Genomic DNA, 17,033 nt, shown 5'->3' on the forward strand with positions numbered 1-17,033 from the left:
CTTTCAGCCTCCGCGCGACGATAGGGATAAAAACTATATGGACATACCTACGATATCCATGTAGTTTCTATTCTCATCTTGGGCGCCCGTCAACGGCTCGACGCACAAGTTGAGGGCAAGAATGCGGAAAAGCGTTTCCGAAAGCGGAGCAACGAGCAAGCAGGCAACCACTGCCGGCGCCAATGTCTTGCGCGACCCCAAGAGCAGCAAGGCGTCGAAGCCTGCCGCTGCCTCGCTGCTCACGCAGCCTCCGAACAAGTAATTCCCGAGAAGGAGAGCGGTCATGGCCCGCGCAAATCGGTCCACTCTGGTCGTTCATGGCCGTCTCGCTATGCGGGAGGGCCGCCTCTCTGCTGCTCGAAGCCGCCGTCATGGTGTTCACGTCGTCTCCTTCGAGCAGGCGGCCGTCCGGCTGGCAGGCGGCTTCGTCCGGCCCATCGATGACGAGAGCCTGCGCGATGCCATTCAGGTGGTCCTGCCGACGACGCCAGTGGGTGAACTGGAGAGTATCAAGGCGCTCCCAGGTATGATCGATGCGGCCGCCGACACGCTCTACAAGGCTTGGCGCGCGGGTATCGACCTCGCAGGGCGAGCCGCCGACCATCCCCGCCTCGACGCCATCGCGCGACTTGAAGCAGCTGTCCTCGACAAGCTTCCACCCGGCATGATGCGCCCCGTCGACATCGTCGCAGCCGCAATCGACCGCATCGGTCATGCGCCAGCGGTCCTCGGCCCGGTCGAGATTGTCGGTCTCACTGAGCTCTCGCCCTGCTGGAGACCGCTGCTCCAAGCGCTCGTCGCGCATATACCAGTGCAATGGACAGCCGGCCCTAGGAGCGTTCCCGCGTGGTTGGAAGACACAGGTGTCAAGGTCTCCCGCTCACCGGTGCAAACATCAGAAATCAACGCCGTCAGCGCGGCGACGGCCTATCACGAGGCCATCGAGGCGATGCGCTGGGCGCGAAGCCTGCTCGCCTCGGGCGTCTCGCCCTCGGAGATCGCCATCGCGACCGCCTCGCCCGCCGACTATGACGATCATTTCCTGGCCCTGCGCGCCGACGCCAACATCGACCTGCACTTCGTCCACGGCGTCCGCACCGTCACTACCCGCGAGGGCCAAGCGGCCGCGGCGCTGGCCGACATCGTGGTCCGCGGCCTGTCGCAGTCGCGGCTGCGGCGCCTCGCGGCGCTCTGCCGGGACAGCGGGCCTTTCGAGACCCTACCCGAAGGCTGGCTGCAGGTCCTGCCGACCGATGCGCCGCTCTCAACGCTGGGCGCCTGGAACCGCCTGCTGGCCCGGTTGACGGCGGAAGACTGGCCCGACGGCACCGACCATGTTTCGGCGCTGCGAACAGCGGTCGAGACTCTGGCGAAAGGACCGGATGCCGCCGGCGAGATCGGAGAAGCCTTCCTCAAAGGCCGCGCGCTCGCGATCTGGCGTAAGGCGCTGCTCGCCGGCCCCGCCGCCTCGCTCGACGCGACGCTGGAAAACCTGAAGCAGGACGACGGACTGGAAGCCTGCGTCTGCGTCGCCTGGATGCCGGCCAGCGCGCTCGCCGCGTCGCCCCGCCGCTTCGTGCGGCTCCTCGGACTCAATTCCTCGCGCTGGCCGCGCGGGATCGCCGAGGACCGGCTGATCCCGGACCATATCATCCCGACCCCGGTGCTCGACCCGCTGCCGGTCAATCTCGCCGACCGCCGCGATTTCGAGACAATCCTCGCCACGACGGCCGATACCGTCATTCTCTCGCGCGCTCGGCGCGACAGCGATGGGCGTCTCCTGGGACGCAGTCCCTTGCTCGCCGGACTGGGCGGCGAAACCTATCTGCGCCGCAATGCGACGCCGGGGCATGCCTGCAGCGAGACCGACCGCCTCATGGCCCGGCCCCAGGAGTTCGCCGCCGATCCGCAAGCGGTCGGTGCGCAGGGCTGCTGGCGCGACTGGCGGAAGGCCGAGATCACGCCCCATGACGGGCTCGTGCGGGCGGATCATCCGCTCGTTCTCGCCATCCTCAGCCGCACCCAATCGGCCAGCTCTTTGCGCCGCCTGCTGCGCAATCCGCTCAGCTTCGTGTGGGTCTATGCGTTCGGATGGCGTAAACCGCAGAGCAGCGCCGAACCGCTCGTGCTCGACGCGCTCGGGATCGGCGATCTCGTCCACATGGTTCTCGACCGCGCTTTGCGCGAACTCGAAACCGGAGGCGGCCTTGTGTCCGCCGACATGGAGGCCATCGAAGCGGCGGTGGCGCAGGCCGCGCAGGCCGTCGCCGCCGATTGGGAAAGCGAGCGTCCGGTTCCGCCGGCCGTCATCTGGGGGCGCACCCTCGACGACGCTCGCGTGATGGCGGGCCGCGCCCTGTCCTATGGCGATGACCTTCTGCCGGGAGCACTCTCCTACGGAGAGGTACCTTTCGGCGGCTCGGAACCGAAATCCGACGCGAAAACGCCTTGGGATGCGACCACGCTGGTCACGATTCCCGACACGGGCTTCAACATCGCCGGCTATATCGACCGGCTCGACATCTCGGGCGACGGCAAGCGCGCGCTTGTGCGCGACTACAAGACCGGCCGCCCGCCGCGGGGCGATGTCCGGCTGAACGGCGGACGCGAGCTTCAGCGCTGCCTCTACGCCTTCGCGGTGAAGGCGCTCCTCGGCGACGACGTCGCCATCAGCGCCTCGCTCCTCTACCCGCGTGAGCCCGTCGATCTTCAGCTCGACGATCCCGAGGCCGTGCTGTCGGAGATCACGGGTTATCTGCGCGCGGCAAGGGCGAGTCTCGCCGGCGGTTCAGCCCTGCCTGGCCCGGATACCGGCGGCGATTACGACGACCTCGCCTTCGCCCTGCCGGCCAACGCCAGCGCCACCTATTGCAAACGCAAAATGCCAGCCGCGGCGGAGCGGCTTGGCGAAGTCGGTCAGGTCTGGGAGGCGGAATGATGAGCAGCGTGTCCAAGGTGCTGAAGGACGACGGCGCACGCCGCGATGCGATCAGCCTCCATGATCGTTCGATCCTGGTCGAGGCCGGCGCGGGTTCGGGCAAGACCGCCGTCATGGCCGGCCGCATCGCCGCCATGCTGGCCGAAGGCGTTGCGCCGCGCTCCATCGCCGCCGTCACTTTCACCGAACTCGCCGCGAGCGAGCTGCTGTCGCGTGTCCGCGAGTTCGTCGCGGACCTCTCGGCCGGCACGATCGCGACCGAACTGCGCGTGGCGCTCCCCGATGGGTTGACCCAGGCCCATCGCGACAATCTCGCCGCCGCCAGCGCGGCGATCGACGAAATCACCTGCTCGACCATCCACGGCTTCTGCCAGCGCCTCATCAAGCCCTATCCGGCGGAGGCCGACATCGATCCCGGCGCCGGTGTCATGGATCGCAACCAAGCCGATCTTACCTTCCTCGAGATTGTCGATGGCTGGCTGCGCGAACGCCTGTCCGGCGGCCAGGGCGGAATCCTGGCAGAGATGGTGCTGCACAGCCCCGGTGAGACCGTGGCGCTCATCCATAAGATCGCCGAGAATCTGCGCCGCCGCCCCACGCTCTCGGCCCCGCCCGTCTCTCCGCTGGTCGGCCACCTGACGGCGTTCCGGCAGGCCGCTGCGGATTTCGCAGGCTTCATGGATGGCGCGGCGGCGGCCGAGCCGGAAACGGTGACGATCGTCGAGCGGCTGGCCGAGATGGCGACCGCCTTGGCGAACGGTCCCGATCCCGCAACGCCTGCGGGCCTCGTCCACCTCCTGACCTCGCGTCCCCACCCGGATCTTTGCACCAAGGCGGGCGCCTTCGCCTCCTACCGCAGGAAGGGCAAATGGGCCGCCGCGGCCAAGCAGGCGGGTCTCTCCAAGGCCGACGGCGATCGGCTGAACGACGCCGCCGAGACCCACTACACCGCCTGCCGCGACGCCTGCGCCGCGCTTGCGCAGGCCGCCGCCGGCCATGCCCTGGCGGCGCTGATCGACGAAGCGCGTCCGATCCTGCAACGCTATCGCGACCACAAGCGCGCTAGCGCCCAGCTCGATTTCGACGATCTGATTTTCGCCGCGCGCGACTTGCTGCGCGACCATGATGCCGTGCGCCGGGCGCTGGGGCAGCGTTTCGTCCATGTCCTCGTCGACGAGTTCCAGGACACCGATCCCCAGCAAACCGAGATCTTCTGGCGGCTGTGCGGCGAGCCGGTCGATGGCGATGACGACTGGACACGGTTCCGCATCCGGCCGGGCGCGCTCTTCCTAGTCGGCGACCCCAAGCAGGCGATCTATCGCTTCCGCGGCGCCGATGTCGGCGCCTATGTGCAGGCGAGGGATGCCTTCCGCGCCCAAGCTCCCGGCAGCCTCCTGTCGATCTCCACCAATTTCCGTTCCCGCGCCTCTATCCTCACCTTCGTCAACGAGCGCTTCGAGGCCGTGCTCTCGGCCGATGGGCAGCCGGGCTTCACTGCGCTCGACCCGTTTCAAGACGACCGGGGCGGCCCGTGCGTGGCGGCCCTCGACATCGCCGTGGCCGACGAAAACGGCAAGGCCACCGCCGAACAGCAGCGCGACGCCGAAGCCGACGCTATCGCCAATCTTTGCGCACGGCTGATCGAAAGCCATCCCATCATCGACCGTCGCAGCGGCGCGGAGCGTCCCTGCCAACCGGGCGACATCGCCTTGCTGGCGCCGACCGGTGCGGAGCTGTGGCGCTATGAGGAGGCCCTGGAGCGCCGCGGCATTCCCGTGGCGACGCAGGCCGGCAAGGGGCTGTTCCGCCGCCAGGAAATTCAGGACCTGATCGCCCTGACCCGTGTTCTGGCCGATCGCCGCGACACGCTGGCGCTCGGCGCGCTGCTGCGGGGGCCTCTGGTCGGCCTCACCGAAGAAGAATTGCTGGACATCATCTGGGCGCTTCCGCGCTCGGAGGAAGAGCCGGACCGGATTCCGCGCCTGGATCTCAGCATCGACCCGGCCGTCATCGCGCACCCGCTCGCGCGCGAGATCATCGAGCGGCTGCGATCGCTCTCCCGGCGCGCCAACAGCACGACCCCGCACGCACTGCTCTCGCAGGCCGTGGACGTGATGCGCGTCCGTCCGCTCCTTCTTGAGCGCCATCGCGGCCAGGCCGAGCGAGCGCTCGCCAATGTCGATCTCTATCTCAGCCTGTCGACCGGCTACGCCGTGCGCGGACTGCGCGCCTTCGCCGAGGCGATGACAGCGGCGTGGTCCGACGAGGCGCGCGCCGTCGAGGGACGGCGCGACGCGCAAGAGGAAGCGGTCGCGCTCTTCACCATGCACGCGGCCAAGGGGCTGGAATGGCCGATCGTCATTCCGGTCAACACCATGACCGGCGTCATTGCGCCCGAAAGCGCCGTCATCGACCGCCAGACCGAGACGTTCTATTGCCCGGTTCTGGGCGTCACGCCGGAGGGCTATGAGACCGCCCGCCAGACGGAAAAGGAAGAGCTGGACCGCGAACGCATCCGGCTCTGGTATGTCGCGGCCACCCGCGCCCGCGAACTTCACGTCCTGCCCCGGCTCGACACCACACCGTCGAAATCGGCCTGGATCGGCCTCGTCGATCTGTCGCTCGCCGACCTGCCCGGCCTGGAAGTCTCCCACCTGCCGGTCGGCCTCACGGCCGCAAGAGCTGGTGAGGACAATACCCAGACGCGCGCGAGCTTCGCCGCCGAAGCCGAAACCATCGCCGCCGCACAGACGCGGCTGACCTGGCTTGCGCCCAGCCGCGACGAAAACGCCGCTGGGACCGTGCTGCGGGAAGAAGAAGCCGCGCTCTGGACGGGCTCGGCCGACGACCAGCCTCCCGAGCTGGAAGCCGCCGCCCTCGTGCAGGGCGGCCGGGAGCGCGGGCTGATTCTCCACAAGCTTATGGAAGAGGTGCTGACCGGCGAAGCCCCAGAGGCGGAAGCCGCCCTGATCGAACGGGCTGCCGACCTCATCCGCGCCCTCGGCCGGGCTCCGGTCGCCGACCCGGCGACTGGGCTGTCGGCTGAAGAACTGGCGGCCTGTGTCTTTCGGACCCTGGCCCTGCCCGAGATCGCAGCCCTGCGGCCGGGTCTTTTGGCCGAATTTCCCGTCTATGCCACACAGGTGTCCGATGGCGTGGAAATCGCAACGGCCGGGATCGCCGACGCCCTGACCTTGACGGCCGAGGGTCTCCCGGCTGTCGTTGTGGACTGGAAAAGCGATGTGACGCCGGCGCCAGGGACGCTCGATCACTATCGCGCGCAGGTTCGTGCCTATTTAGACATGACCGGCGCCGAGTGTGGACTGATCGTGCTGATGACCTCCGGCGCCGTCATCCCCGTCCTCCCGACGAAACCGACTGAGAAATAGGCGGCCTGACGCATGTCTTCTCTTGCCTGGATCGATTTCGATGAAGCCGAACGCCAGCGGGCGCAACGCATCATGGCGCTCTTTCAGGAGCGCGAAACCCGCGACGAGCTCGGGCTGGGCGCAATTCGGGATTCCATCGCCGATCACCTTTTCCCAGGCACGAGCACGATCCAGACACGCCTGCGCTACATGCTGTTCATACCCTGGCTCTATCGGGCGCTGGAGAAACGCCAAGTCCCCGAGGCGCAGCTCCGCGTCGAGGCGCGCGACGCCGAGATCCGGCTTGCCGACGCCTTGAAAGCCGGCGGCGAATCCAACGGCATCATCGGCCGCGATGCCGGACCGCGGCTCCAGCGGCTGCCCAGCTCCGTCTATTGGGCGGGGCTGGGCGCGTGGGGCATCCGGGTCTTTCCGGGCTCGCTCGACAGCCTGTTCGTCACCTTGCGCGGCCGCGGCCGTTCGCACGGCGCAGCCAGCGGCGAGGACGCCCTCGCCGGTCCCCAGGCGCCCGCCGTCTGGAACCCAGCCTTGCCGCCCATGCCAAGCGACCTGCTCGAGCGCGCCGTCTTCCGCCTGAGCACGGACGAGGCGCAGTTCCTCATCGACCGCCTGGTCGCCAGCCAACCGGCGGCGCTGCTCACGATGCTGGCGCGGGAAGGCATCGACGCGGACTGCGACTATATCTGGACCCATCCTCATCTGTCGGCCTTTCCGACCGCCGCGAGCCGCCTGGTCCACCACGGAGAAATATTCTCCCATGTGATGCACGGCGCGGCCCTGCTCTACAATCTTGCGCTCAGCGAGCTGCGCCAGCGCGACGACTGGATCGACGACTATCGTGAGCGGCTTGCGGCCTGGAGCGACGAACTCGATCCCAGCGCCGTCCGCGCATGGTCGCTCGATGATTTCTGGAACGTGGTCGAACACCCGGCGCACGCCGTGCGGCTAGCCGCCAAGCGCTTTGTGACCGAGTGGCGCGGGCTCGTTCTGGCCGGCACGGAGCAAGTGATCGCGTCGCCTGCGGCGCGGCGGCTTGTCGAGGAGCGCGAGCGCCGGCTGAAAACCAGCCAGTCCCGCTACGCCAATCACGCTGTGCGCGACCGCTGGACCGGCGCATCGGGCGCCGACCGCCTCACCTTCCGCTGGGCGCAGGCCAAATCGCACCTGCGGGATCTCGCCCATGCTAAATAGACGCAGTCTCGACCCCGAACAGCGAACCCTCTATGGCGCCAATCTTCAGCCGCCGGCGGGCTACGTCTTCGACGCGGCGGTCGCCACGACCTACTCGCTCGACTTCGAGACCGCGCTCGCCGTGCCGGTCAGTCTGGCGCTATTCGCCGCCGAGAATCGCGACAGCATCCTTTCTCATCCCCTGGCGCTCTTGGAAGGCGCTGAACGCATCGCCGGCCGCCTCGTCGTCTTCACCGACGCCGGACACATCCAGGCAAGCAGCCGTCCCCATTCCCGCCTTTGCTCGCTTCTCGAACGCATCGTGGTCGAGGTCGCCGCCCCTCACGGCGGAGCCTTCCATCCCAAGATGTGGGCGCTCCGTTTCACACCGTTGCGGCCCGAAGACCCGGCGCGCCTGCGCCTGCTCATCCTCTCCCGAAACCTGACGCGCGACCGCTCCTGGGATATTGCCGCAACCCTCGACGGAGTGATCTGCAAGCAGCCCAAAGCCATCAACCGCCCGGTCGCCGACTTCCTTCGCCAGCTCCCTGACCTAGCGACCGTCGGTGCTCCCGACGGAACGAACACCCTTGTCGATGAGCTGGCCGAAGACATACGGCGCGCCGAATGGGGCCTGCCCGAGCCATTCGAGAGTGTCTCCTTCGCGGTCAACGGCCTCGGCGGCAAGCTGTGGCGCCCGGAACCTTGCGTGCGGCTGGGCGTGGTCTCGCCCTTTTGCGACGACCAGACCTTGTCGCTGCTCGCCGGCCTGCCCAGTGCCGAAAAGCCGATCTTCATCGGACGCTCCGATGAAATCGCGCAGGTGTCCGGCGCCACGCTTGACGGTTTCGCGCGCGTGGCCGTACTCGACGAGATGGCGGCGACGGAAGATGGCGAGGAGGCCGACGCAACGGCCTTGCAAGGGCTCCACGCCAAGGCGTTCGTCGCAGAGCGCGGCTGGGACACCGCGATCACGGTAGGCTCAGGAAACGCCACGCGGCCGGCGCTGCTGACCGGCGACAATGTCGAGATCTTCGTGACCCTGACCGGCAAGCGGTCGCGGGTCGGCAGCGTCGAGGAAATCCTTGGCGAGAAGGGGTTCGGCCGGCTGACGCGGCCATTCGTCCGCGACGAGATGAACACCGCCGACGCCGCGCAACGCGCGGCCGAGGCGCGATTGGACCTAGCCCGGCGAGAGATTTGCCAAAGCGGCCTAAGGCTCCGTTGCGAGCGCGCCGAGCCCAACGCCGATCGCGCGCCCGCCTGGCGGGTTTGGCTGGGGCCGTCCAAGCCGCTGTCTCTCGCTGGGATCGGAGTCCTGCGGGTTTGGCCGATCACCCGGGGCGACGGTCATGCGCGCGATGTGTTGGAGCCTCTTCGGCAGGGACAGCGCGTCGACCTTGGCGCAATGCCGCTGGTCGATCTCACCCGGTTTCTCGCCTGCAACCTGACGGACGAGACAGAGAATGTCTCCATCCTATTCAGCACCGGGCTCATAATGGAGGGGCTGCCCACCGAGCGCCACGCCGCCATCCTGCGCTGGGTGATCGACAGCAAGGACGCCTTCTTCCGCTATCTCCGGCTGCTCCTCTCCGAATTAGGCGATCCCTTCGCCGCCGCGCTGGCGGCACAGGATGGGTCCAGTCCGGGCGCGTGGCGCGCGACTAACGACGACGCGCCGATCCTTGAAGAGATGGTTCGCGCCTTTTGCCGGGGCGGCGACCAGCTCCGCGCCATCGAACGGCTGATCTCACGCCTGGAAACCGGCGACGGCGCTGATACCGATGCGATTCCGGCCGAGTTCCTCGCGCTCTGGAACACTTTCCGGGTTGCGCTCGCCACGCAGGACGCCGCTCATGCCGAATGAACGGTTCCACACCGACGCGGCGCTCGCTCCTCTCAAGATTTTTCAGCGCCGCACCGTCGATTATGTTTTCGATCGGCTCTACGGCGAGGACGATCCTGTCCGCCAGTTCCTGGTCGCTGACGAAGTCGGCCTCGGCAAGACGATGGTGGCGCGCGGCGTCATCGCCCGCATGATCGAGCACCTGTGGGACAGCACCAAGCGGATCGACATCCTCTACATCTGCTCGAACCAGGCGATCGCCGCCCAGAACCTCAACAGGCTGAACGTCCTCGGGCGGCGCGAGCTGGCCCTGCCGACCCGCATGACCCTGGTTCCCCTGCAATTGCGCGACCAAGTGGGCCTCGACGCCAACAAGGTGAACTTCATCAGCCTGACGCCGGGCACGACCTTTGATCTGCGCTCCGCGACGGGCGTGACGCAGGAACGCGCCCTGTTGCACCATCTCCTGCACGACCTCGTTTCGCGCCCGCGGGGCCTGTACAATCTGTTGCAGGTCACGGCCGGCATCGACGGCTGGAACCGCGCGGTGGAGACGCTCACCCTTGGAGGCGTCGACAAGCGCATCATCGAGCGCTTCCGCCGCGACGTGCAGGCGGATCGCGACCTCTTCGAGGAACTCGAACGGGTCTGCGAACTCTTCCCGCGCCGCCGGGATGGCTATCCCCCGGAGATGACGCAGCCACGCAACAGCCTAGTTGCCCGGCTGCGCGCCAAGCTCTCCCATGCCTGCGTGGACGCGCTGCAACCCGACCTGATCATCATGGACGAGTTCCAGCGGTTTCGGGATCTGCTACACGGCGACAGCGACGCGGCGATTCTCGCACGCGAACTGTTAGACTACTCCGGAGGCGATGGGCACGCCGCCCGCACCCTGCTGCTCTCCGCCACGCCCTATCGGATGCTCACGCTCGCCGGAGACGAGCCCGACGAAGGCGACCACTATCAGGATTTCCTCGAAACCTTGAGCTTCCTCTATGGCCGCGAAAAAGGGCCGGAGGTGGCGGCCACGCTCGCACGCGAAATGCGCGCCTTCCGCGGCCTCCTGCACACCCTGCCGCAATCGCACGCTTCAGCGGTCGAGGCGCGCCAGGCCATCGAACAGCGCCTTCGCAAAGTGATCGCCCGAACCGAGCGGGTCGCGTCAACGATCGAACGCGACTCCATGATGAGCGAGCCCGCCATCACGGTCTCGGTCGCGCCCGCCGATCTCGCGCAGGCATCCGCCTTGTCGCAAGTGGCGCGCACACTCGATGCGCCGGAGATCATCGAGTACTGGAAATCGGCACCTTACCTGCTCAACTTCATGCGCCACTACAGCCTGAAGCAGCTTTTGACGGACGAGGCGGAGGCGCCCTCGGCGACGCTCCGTAGCGCCATCCAGGCCGCTCGGCCGACCATGCTCGATCACGACGCCATCGACGCGTATGCGCCGCTGGAGCCGGCCAATGGCCGCATGCGCGCGATCATGGACGACATCTTCGGCCAGCGCCTTGAACAGAATCTCTGGATACCCGCCGCCATGCCCTATTACGGCGACGCGCGTTCCGGTGCGCCGCTGACCAAGGCGCTGATATTTTCGTCCTGGTCCATGGTGCCCGACGCGATCGCGGCCCTGCTGTCCTACGAAGCCGAACGGCGCATGGGAGTCGGCGAATCCGGCCGACGTTATTTCGAGCAACATCGTCTACGCCCCCTGCAGTTCCGACAGGATCAGGGGCGGCTCGTGGGACTGCGCGCGCTGCTGCTGATCTATCCGTCGCCGGCTCTGGCCGAGCTCGCCGACCCGCTTGCGGTTTTCAGTGAAGCCGAGACCGCCTTGCCGCAGGAGGACATGCGCGCCGCCATCGGAGATCGCCTCAAGCCCGCCCTCGAGGCTCTGCAAAAGGGGGCGGTGTCGCGGCAGGACACCAACAGCGCCGAGTGGGCCGCTCCCGCCGTGATCGACGATCTGCTGGGCGCGCGGTCCCGCGCCTGGCTGGAAACGCCCTATGGCATGCGCGCCTTGGCGAGCGAAGACGCCTTTCAGGATCATGTCTCCGAACTGGCGGCAGCGGTGAAGACACACGACATTGGCGCTTCGTCCGCCGATCTTTCGGGCCTGATGGTTGACGTGGCGCTCGGCAGTCCAGCCGTCTGCGCGCTTCGAGCTCTCAGGCGCATCGCGTCCGAGCTGCCGTGGGACGACCCGCGCTTGCTCAGCGCCGCCGCGGAAGTCGCTTGGTCGTTCCGAGCGCTGTTCAATCAGCATGACGCGGTCGCCCTGCTGCGGCGGGACACCGATGATCGCTATTGGCGCCGCGTGCTGGTCCATTGCGCCGAACACAATCTACAGGCCGTCCTGGACGAATACGCCCACTACCTTGTCGATGCCGAAGGTCTCGGAGCCCTCCCAGCCGAGGAACGCGCCATCGGCGTCGCTCGCGTCATGGTCCAGGCTCTGGCAATCCGCCCGTCGCAGATCGACGTCGATGACGTGCATCTCGATGGCGATGTCCTCGACATCAGCAAATTCCAGATGCGCGGACGCTTCGCGATGCGGCTAGCCGACTACAAGGACGAGGACGGCGCCGTCGCTCGGCTCGGAGGCGTGCGCGATGCGTTCAACTCGCCGTTCCGGCCGTTCGTTCTCGCCACCACGTCGGTCGGCCAGGAAGGGCTGGATTTCCATCCCTATTGTTATCGCGTCTATCACTGGAACCTGCCGGGCAACCCGGTGGACCTCGAACAGCGCGAAGGCCGCGTCCACCGCTTCAAGGGCCACGCCGTGCGCCTCAATCTGGCCGAGCGCCAGGCCGGCGTCGTCAGGGGCCGTGGGCAGGCGCCTGACGATCCGTGGAAGCTGATGTTCGAGCGCGCGCGATCCGAGGCGGCGGTCGATACAGATATTGTCCCGTACTGGATCTACGAGGGCTCCGTCCGGGTTGAACGACGCGTGCCGATGCTGCCTTTCAGCCGAGAGGTGACACGACTTGCTTGGCTCAAACGCAGCCTCACCGTCTATCGCTTGGCCTTCGGCCAGCCGCGGCAGGACGACCTAGTGTGCTGACTCTCAATTGGCGCCCAAAAACTCAAGCGGCGTGGGCTTTGCCGAGCGTCGCGCGGGCCCGATGGATTTTTTCGAGGATAGCCTCGCCTTTCGCCTTCCATTTATAGGGACGCGGATTGGCGTTGCGCTCGTCGAGATAAGCATTGATGTCCTCGACCAGTTCTTGAACCGATGCGAAGCTGCCCGAGCGGATCACGTCCTCGGTGAGATCGCGAAAGAACCGCTCGACCAAATTGAGCCATGAGGATGATGTTGGGGTGAAATGCATCTTGAAACGCGGGCGCTTTGCGAGCCACGCCTTGACCCTCGGATGCTTGTGGGTGGCGTAATTGTCGGCGATGAGGTGGATATCGAGGCCCTTCGGCGTCTCCCGCTCGATCTGCTTCAAGAAGCGCAACCATTCGACATGCGTGTGGCGCGCTTCGGTGCGGGCGATCAGCTTTCCTTCAAGATAATCGAGCGCTGCGAATAGCGTCGTCGTCCCATGACGCTTGTAGTCGTGCGTCATCGTGCGCGGATGCCGCGGGCCAAGCGGCAGGCTGGGTTGCGAGCGTTCCAGCGCTTGGCATTGGCTCTTCTCGTCGCAGCACAACACCAGCGCCCTCTCGGGCGGATCGAGATAGAGTCCGATCACGTCCCAAAACTTCTCTTCGAACCTTGGATCGTTCGACAGCTTGAACGTCTCGACGACATGCGGCTTCAAGTCGTTCTTTGACCAGATGCGTTGCACGCTGCTCGGCGAGACGCCGGCGTGGCGCGCCATGCTGCGCACGCTCCAACGCTTTCTGCCTTTCGGCGGCCGGGTGACCTCGGCCACGACGCTTTCGATCTTTTTCACGGGCAACGAAGGCTTGCGGCCACGTCCCGCCGCTTCTTCGAGGCCGGCAAGCCCGCGCGTCTCAAAACGCTTCGACCAAGTCGAGACGCGCTTCGCCGTCGTTTTCAATCGCGCCGCTATTTCGGCTACGCCAATGCCTTCCAGTCTCAAAAGAATGATCTCAGCGCGCTCGCGCTCACGCACCAAGCAGGTTCTCGAACGCAACCGACGTCGTAACTCTTCTGTTACCGCTGGCTCCGTCTCAAGCCGCTTGATTGGCCGCGCCATTGCAGCCCTCCATCCTGCAAATCGAGTGCAAATCAATTATAGTCGATATTTGAGAGACAGCACACTAGTGGAATACCTGCAAACTCTCGCCGGCGCGGGTATGGACACCAGCCTGTTTGGCGATCTGCAGATCCACCTCGAACCCCGAGCCCTCAATGACTCAAAACTGTAGTCACATCGAGACCGCTTATCGCTATAATAGTTATCTATACGCGAACCCATCGGTGGCAAGAGCTCGCGCGACGCGGGAAGTCTCGCCGGTGAGTGCTTTCGAAGCCGCAATTCTTGACTACGCCGAAAATGCAGGTGTGCCACCGCCTGTGATCCCGTGTCCTGATCGACAAGTCCGAAGGCGGATAAACGCCGTGCGCGTGTCACGGAACGAGGAACTGGGAAAGTTAGAGTTCTGACTCGTTTGCCGTGACGGGTTGAGGACCGAGAGAGAGGCTCCCGGCGCCCGTCATGGAGAAGACCCATGACCCAGGTTGAAATTCTTGAACCCGCGCGCAGCGCCGAGGCCGGCTACAAGGTGGATGCGAGCCGCGGCGCGCGGATCGGCCGCGTATCATCGGAGTGGTTTTCACGGCCGGCGGATGAGCGCTACCTTTCCCTGTCGGAGCTGTTTGCAGCCGTGCGCGCCCGCACCGCACGCAGCCGAACACGGACTGTCGAGAGCGCCGCGATCCGTGTGGAGGCAAGCCGCAACGATTCCGAGCGGCTCGCGCTCATGCTCCCAGGCTCGGACGCCCCCGTCGCGCCGACGCATTGGAGCTTCGGCCAGCTCGCAAGCCTCGTCGGCGCGCCGGCGACCTATCTTCGTCAGCTGCCAGCGCCGCTCGCCGGCATCAATCTGCAATATGGCCTGACCTCGCACCGCGCCGAGCAAGTCAAGACGCTGGAGATCGAAGACGGGCGCGTCGAGCTGCGCGCCGTAACCGGTCCCGATTACGGCCGGATTTACGATCACGAACTTGTATCCGCTGTGCAGCGCATTGCAGGCAACGGCGCGGGCGATACGCGCTGGAAAGTGCCGGGCGTGCTCGACTGGTCGACCGGAATTTACCACCCCCATGTCGACATCACGCAAGACACGACGACGCTCTACGCCTCGGACCGCGACGTCTTCCTCTTTCTCGTCGACGATCTGAACCCCATCGAAGCTGGCCGGTTGCCGGATGGCTCGCCCGATCTGTTCTTTCGAGGGTTCTACTGCTGGAACTCCGAGGTCGGCGCCAAGACGCTCGGCATCGCCAGCTTTTATCTTCGCGCGGTCTGTCAGAACCGCAATCTCTGGGGCGTGGAGGATTTCGAGGAAATCACGATTCGTCATTCCAAATATGCGGCGTCGCGCTTCGCGCATGAGGCGGCGCCGGCGTTGACGCGTTTCGCCAATTCGTCGCCTCTGCCCTTCATCAACGGCGTCAAGGCGGCTCGCGAGCGCATCGTCGCGCGCTGCGACGACGACCGCACGGAATTCCTGCGCAAACGCGGTTTCTCAAAGGCTGAGACTGCCAAGATCATCGACACCGTGCTGACCGAGGAAGGGCGCAAGCCCGAGAGCGTCTTATGCCGATATCGGCATAAGACGCTTTATGCCGACTTCGGGATTATGCCGAGTAGCGCCCCCGATCCGCCGGTTTTGCTTGAAGCTGCAGCCTGATTTACTCGGCATAATTATGGTCCCTCGGGTTGTTGCGACCCGAGGGACCGGTTCATCGATCAACCGCTATTTTGCGCGCTGGATGTCAGCAAGGCTCGCCAGCAGCCTGTCGGGTGGGCGAAATCTACCTTGCTGGATCGTTGGCGGCGCGTGCGCAGCGAGCACAGCAAGCTTTTCCGCAGGGTCGACGCGGAGATAGGCTTCTGTGCTTTGCAGGCTTGCGTGGCCGAGCCAGAGGGACACCTTGCGGATGTCGCCGGTGGCAGCGAGCGTGTGCATGGCGCAGCTGTGCCGCAGCACGTGCGGCGTTACCCGCTTTCGCAACAGCGAAGGCTGCTTTTGGGCGGCACTGTCGACGTGCAGCGCCAATCGATGCGCAAAACCGTCACGGCTCATGCGCTTGCCATCTCGATTGAGAAACAGCTCAGGAGCCGAGGCTTCCGGGCGCACCGCAATCCACGCCCGCACAACCGCCTGCGTCTCGCGCCATAGCGGTAACACGCGCTCGCGCCGCCCTTTTCCAAGAATGCGTATTGTCGCGAGCGAGTGATCCGGGAAGTCTGCGATGCGCAACGAAAGCAGTTCGGAGACACGTAATCCGGCGGCATAGGTCAAGTGCAGCATGGCCCTATCCCTTGCGCCGCCTGGTGTCCGCGCATTGGGAGCGGCCAGCAAAGCCTGTATCTCCTCCCGCGTCAGATGGTCGATCAACGCCTTGTCGGTCCGCTTCATCGGCAACGCCCGGATTCGCATCGCTTGTTCAAGGCAGACCGGGACCTTGTACTCGACATAGCGGAAGAACGATCTGATTGCGGCAAAGCGGGCGTTGCGCGATCTGGCGACGTTGCGCCGCTCGCCTTCTATGTGGTCGAGAAACTTCAGCACAAGTTCTGGGTCGATATCTTCGATAGCGAGATCGCTCGGCCGCCGCTTGAGACGGTCGGCGGCGAAGCGCGCCAGCAGGGCGAAGGCATGGGCGTAGCTCGCGACGGTATGTGGGCTGGCGTTGCGCTCTCGCGGGAGGTGCTCACGCAAGAAAGCCGTCAGATGGAGAGCAAGGGCTGTCATGCCGCGTCCTCCCTAAACAACCGCTCGCTGGCCACGGCGATGCTGCGCATTAGGACCGGGGTCGCCTCCAGATACCAGTAGGTGTGCGCGATGTCCGCATGACCGAGGTATGTGCTGAGCGCCACCATATGATTGGCGACGATCTGCCGATCATGCGCGCAAGACTTCAAGCGAGCGTACAGCAAAGCTGTGCCGCAAGTCGTGCAGACGCGGCCCCGATGTCCCTGTTGGCCCGCGCAGTCCGAGGCGACGCGCGATCTGGACGAACACGACGTGCGCCCTGACCTTGCTTGGCGCGCGCCCGGTTTTTATGATGAACAGATCAGCGCCATCGCCTCCCATTCTGTTCCGGATGGCGATGTAATTGGTCAGCGCCTGTCGCGTCGTCGCGTGGATCGGCAACAACCGGCTCTTGTCGAACTTGCCGTTCCGAACGACCAGGCCATCCTCGGTGAGATCATCGCATTGCAGCGCCAGGGCTTCCGAGATGCGGAGCCCTGTCGCCGCCAACAGGCCGAAGAGATGGTGGTAGGTAATCGGACTGATCGAGCCACTGGGAGGAAGATCAACGCCGCATCCATAATGGCGCGAATTTGGTCAGGCTCCAGAAGATGGGGGGCCGGACGCGGTCGCTTGCCTCGCCCGAAGGCGCCGGCGGGAGGGACCTCGTGCTGCGGGTCTTCGGCGTTGAGGAACGCGCAAAAACGCCGGACGGTGTCGAAGCGCGATCTCGCCCGAACAGGGGAGGACGCCATTGAGCACCAGTCGTGGACGCGGCTGATGCGCGTGT

At 65.8% G+C, this 17,033-nt stretch carries 9 protein-coding genes; 6 read left to right on the forward strand and 3 right to left on the reverse strand.

Annotation, left to right across the window (positions count from 1 at the left end):
* The first annotated feature begins 283 nt into the window (after positions 1-283).
* From ACV959_RS13090 to ACV959_RS13110, 5 genes are read left to right on the forward strand one after another with little or no spacing between them, the layout of a single operon-like run.
* Positions 284-2,938, forward strand: a complete 2,655-nt coding sequence (locus tag ACV959_RS13090; protein ID WP_475737025.1) for a PD-(D/E)XK nuclease family protein — start codon at positions 284-286, stop codon at positions 2,936-2,938.
* A complete protein-coding gene (locus ACV959_RS13095; RefSeq protein WP_475737026.1) occupies positions 2,938-6,327 on the forward strand; it encodes a UvrD-helicase domain-containing protein in 3,390 nt (1,129 codons plus the stop codon). The genes ACV959_RS13090 and ACV959_RS13095 overlap by 1 nt, the downstream gene beginning before the upstream one ends.
* Positions 6,328-6,339: 12 nt before the next feature.
* Positions 6,340-7,518, forward strand: a complete 1,179-nt coding sequence (locus tag ACV959_RS13100) for a DUF6361 family protein (RefSeq protein WP_475737027.1) — start codon at positions 6,340-6,342, stop codon at positions 7,516-7,518.
* Complete coding sequence (locus tag ACV959_RS13105) at positions 7,508-9,364, forward strand: phospholipase D family protein (protein WP_475737028.1); 1,857 nt, start codon at positions 7,508-7,510, stop codon at positions 9,362-9,364. The genes ACV959_RS13100 and ACV959_RS13105 overlap by 11 nt, the downstream gene beginning before the upstream one ends.
* Positions 9,354-12,410, forward strand: coding sequence for a helicase-related protein (locus tag ACV959_RS13110; RefSeq protein WP_475737029.1), 3,057 nt, complete (start codon positions 9,354-9,356; stop codon positions 12,408-12,410). The genes ACV959_RS13105 and ACV959_RS13110 overlap by 11 nt, the downstream gene beginning before the upstream one ends.
* 22 nt (positions 12,411-12,432) lie before the next feature.
* On the opposite strand, the gene ACV959_RS13115 is transcribed toward ACV959_RS13110, so the two are convergent.
* Positions 12,433-13,515: an IS630 family transposase gene (locus tag ACV959_RS13115; protein ID WP_475737030.1), complete on the reverse strand. Its 1,083-nt coding sequence runs from the start codon at positions 13,513-13,515 to the stop codon at positions 12,433-12,435.
* Positions 13,516-13,990: 475 nt separating this feature from the next.
* On the opposite strand from ACV959_RS13115, the gene ACV959_RS13120 reads away from it, so the two are divergent.
* Entirely contained in the window at positions 13,991-15,175 is a 1,185-nt protein-coding gene (locus ACV959_RS13120; protein ID WP_475737031.1) for a DUF932 domain-containing protein, read from the forward strand.
* 66 nt (positions 15,176-15,241) lie between these two features.
* On the opposite strand, the gene ACV959_RS13125 is transcribed toward ACV959_RS13120, so the two are convergent.
* Together ACV959_RS13125 and ACV959_RS13130 are read right to left on the reverse strand one after the other, a co-directional pair.
* Entirely contained in the window at positions 15,242-16,243 is a 1,002-nt protein-coding gene (locus tag ACV959_RS13125; RefSeq protein ID WP_475737032.1) for a tyrosine-type recombinase/integrase, read from the reverse strand.
* Positions 16,244-16,393: 150 nt separating this feature from the next.
* Positions 16,394-16,753 (reverse strand): tyrosine-type recombinase/integrase, encoded by a 360-nt coding sequence (locus tag ACV959_RS13130; protein ID WP_475737033.1) that lies wholly within the window; start codon positions 16,751-16,753, stop codon positions 16,394-16,396.
* Between the last annotated feature and the right edge of the window lie 280 nt (positions 16,754-17,033).

This window comes from Methylocystis sp. Se48 (assembly GCF_056269425.1).

What these genes read in the sequence shown, in the direction of transcription:
- ACV959_RS13100 (WP_475737027.1), top strand. Translation starts at nt 6,340, where the DNA reads ATGTCTTCTCTTGCCTGGATCGATTTCGATGAAGCCGAACGCCAGCGG.
- ACV959_RS13105 (WP_475737028.1), top strand. Translation starts at nt 7,508, where the DNA reads ATGCTAAATAGACGCAGTCTCGACCCCGAACAGCGAACCCTCTATGGC.
- ACV959_RS13120 (WP_475737031.1), top strand. Translation starts at nt 13,991, where the DNA reads ATGACCCAGGTTGAAATTCTTGAACCCGCGCGCAGCGCCGAGGCCGGC.
- ACV959_RS13110 (WP_475737029.1), top strand. Translation starts at nt 9,354, where the DNA reads ATGCCGAATGAACGGTTCCACACCGACGCGGCGCTCGCTCCTCTCAAG.
- ACV959_RS13090 (WP_475737025.1), top strand. Translation starts at nt 284, where the DNA reads ATGGCCCGCGCAAATCGGTCCACTCTGGTCGTTCATGGCCGTCTCGCT.
- ACV959_RS13095 (WP_475737026.1), top strand. Translation starts at nt 2,938, where the DNA reads ATGAGCAGCGTGTCCAAGGTGCTGAAGGACGACGGCGCACGCCGCGAT.
- ACV959_RS13125 (WP_475737032.1), bottom strand. Translation starts at nt 16,243, where the DNA reads ATGACAGCCCTTGCTCTCCATCTGACGGCTTTCTTGCGTGAGCACCTC.
- ACV959_RS13115 (WP_475737030.1), bottom strand. Translation starts at nt 13,515, where the DNA reads ATGGCGCGGCCAATCAAGCGGCTTGAGACGGAGCCAGCGGTAACAGAA.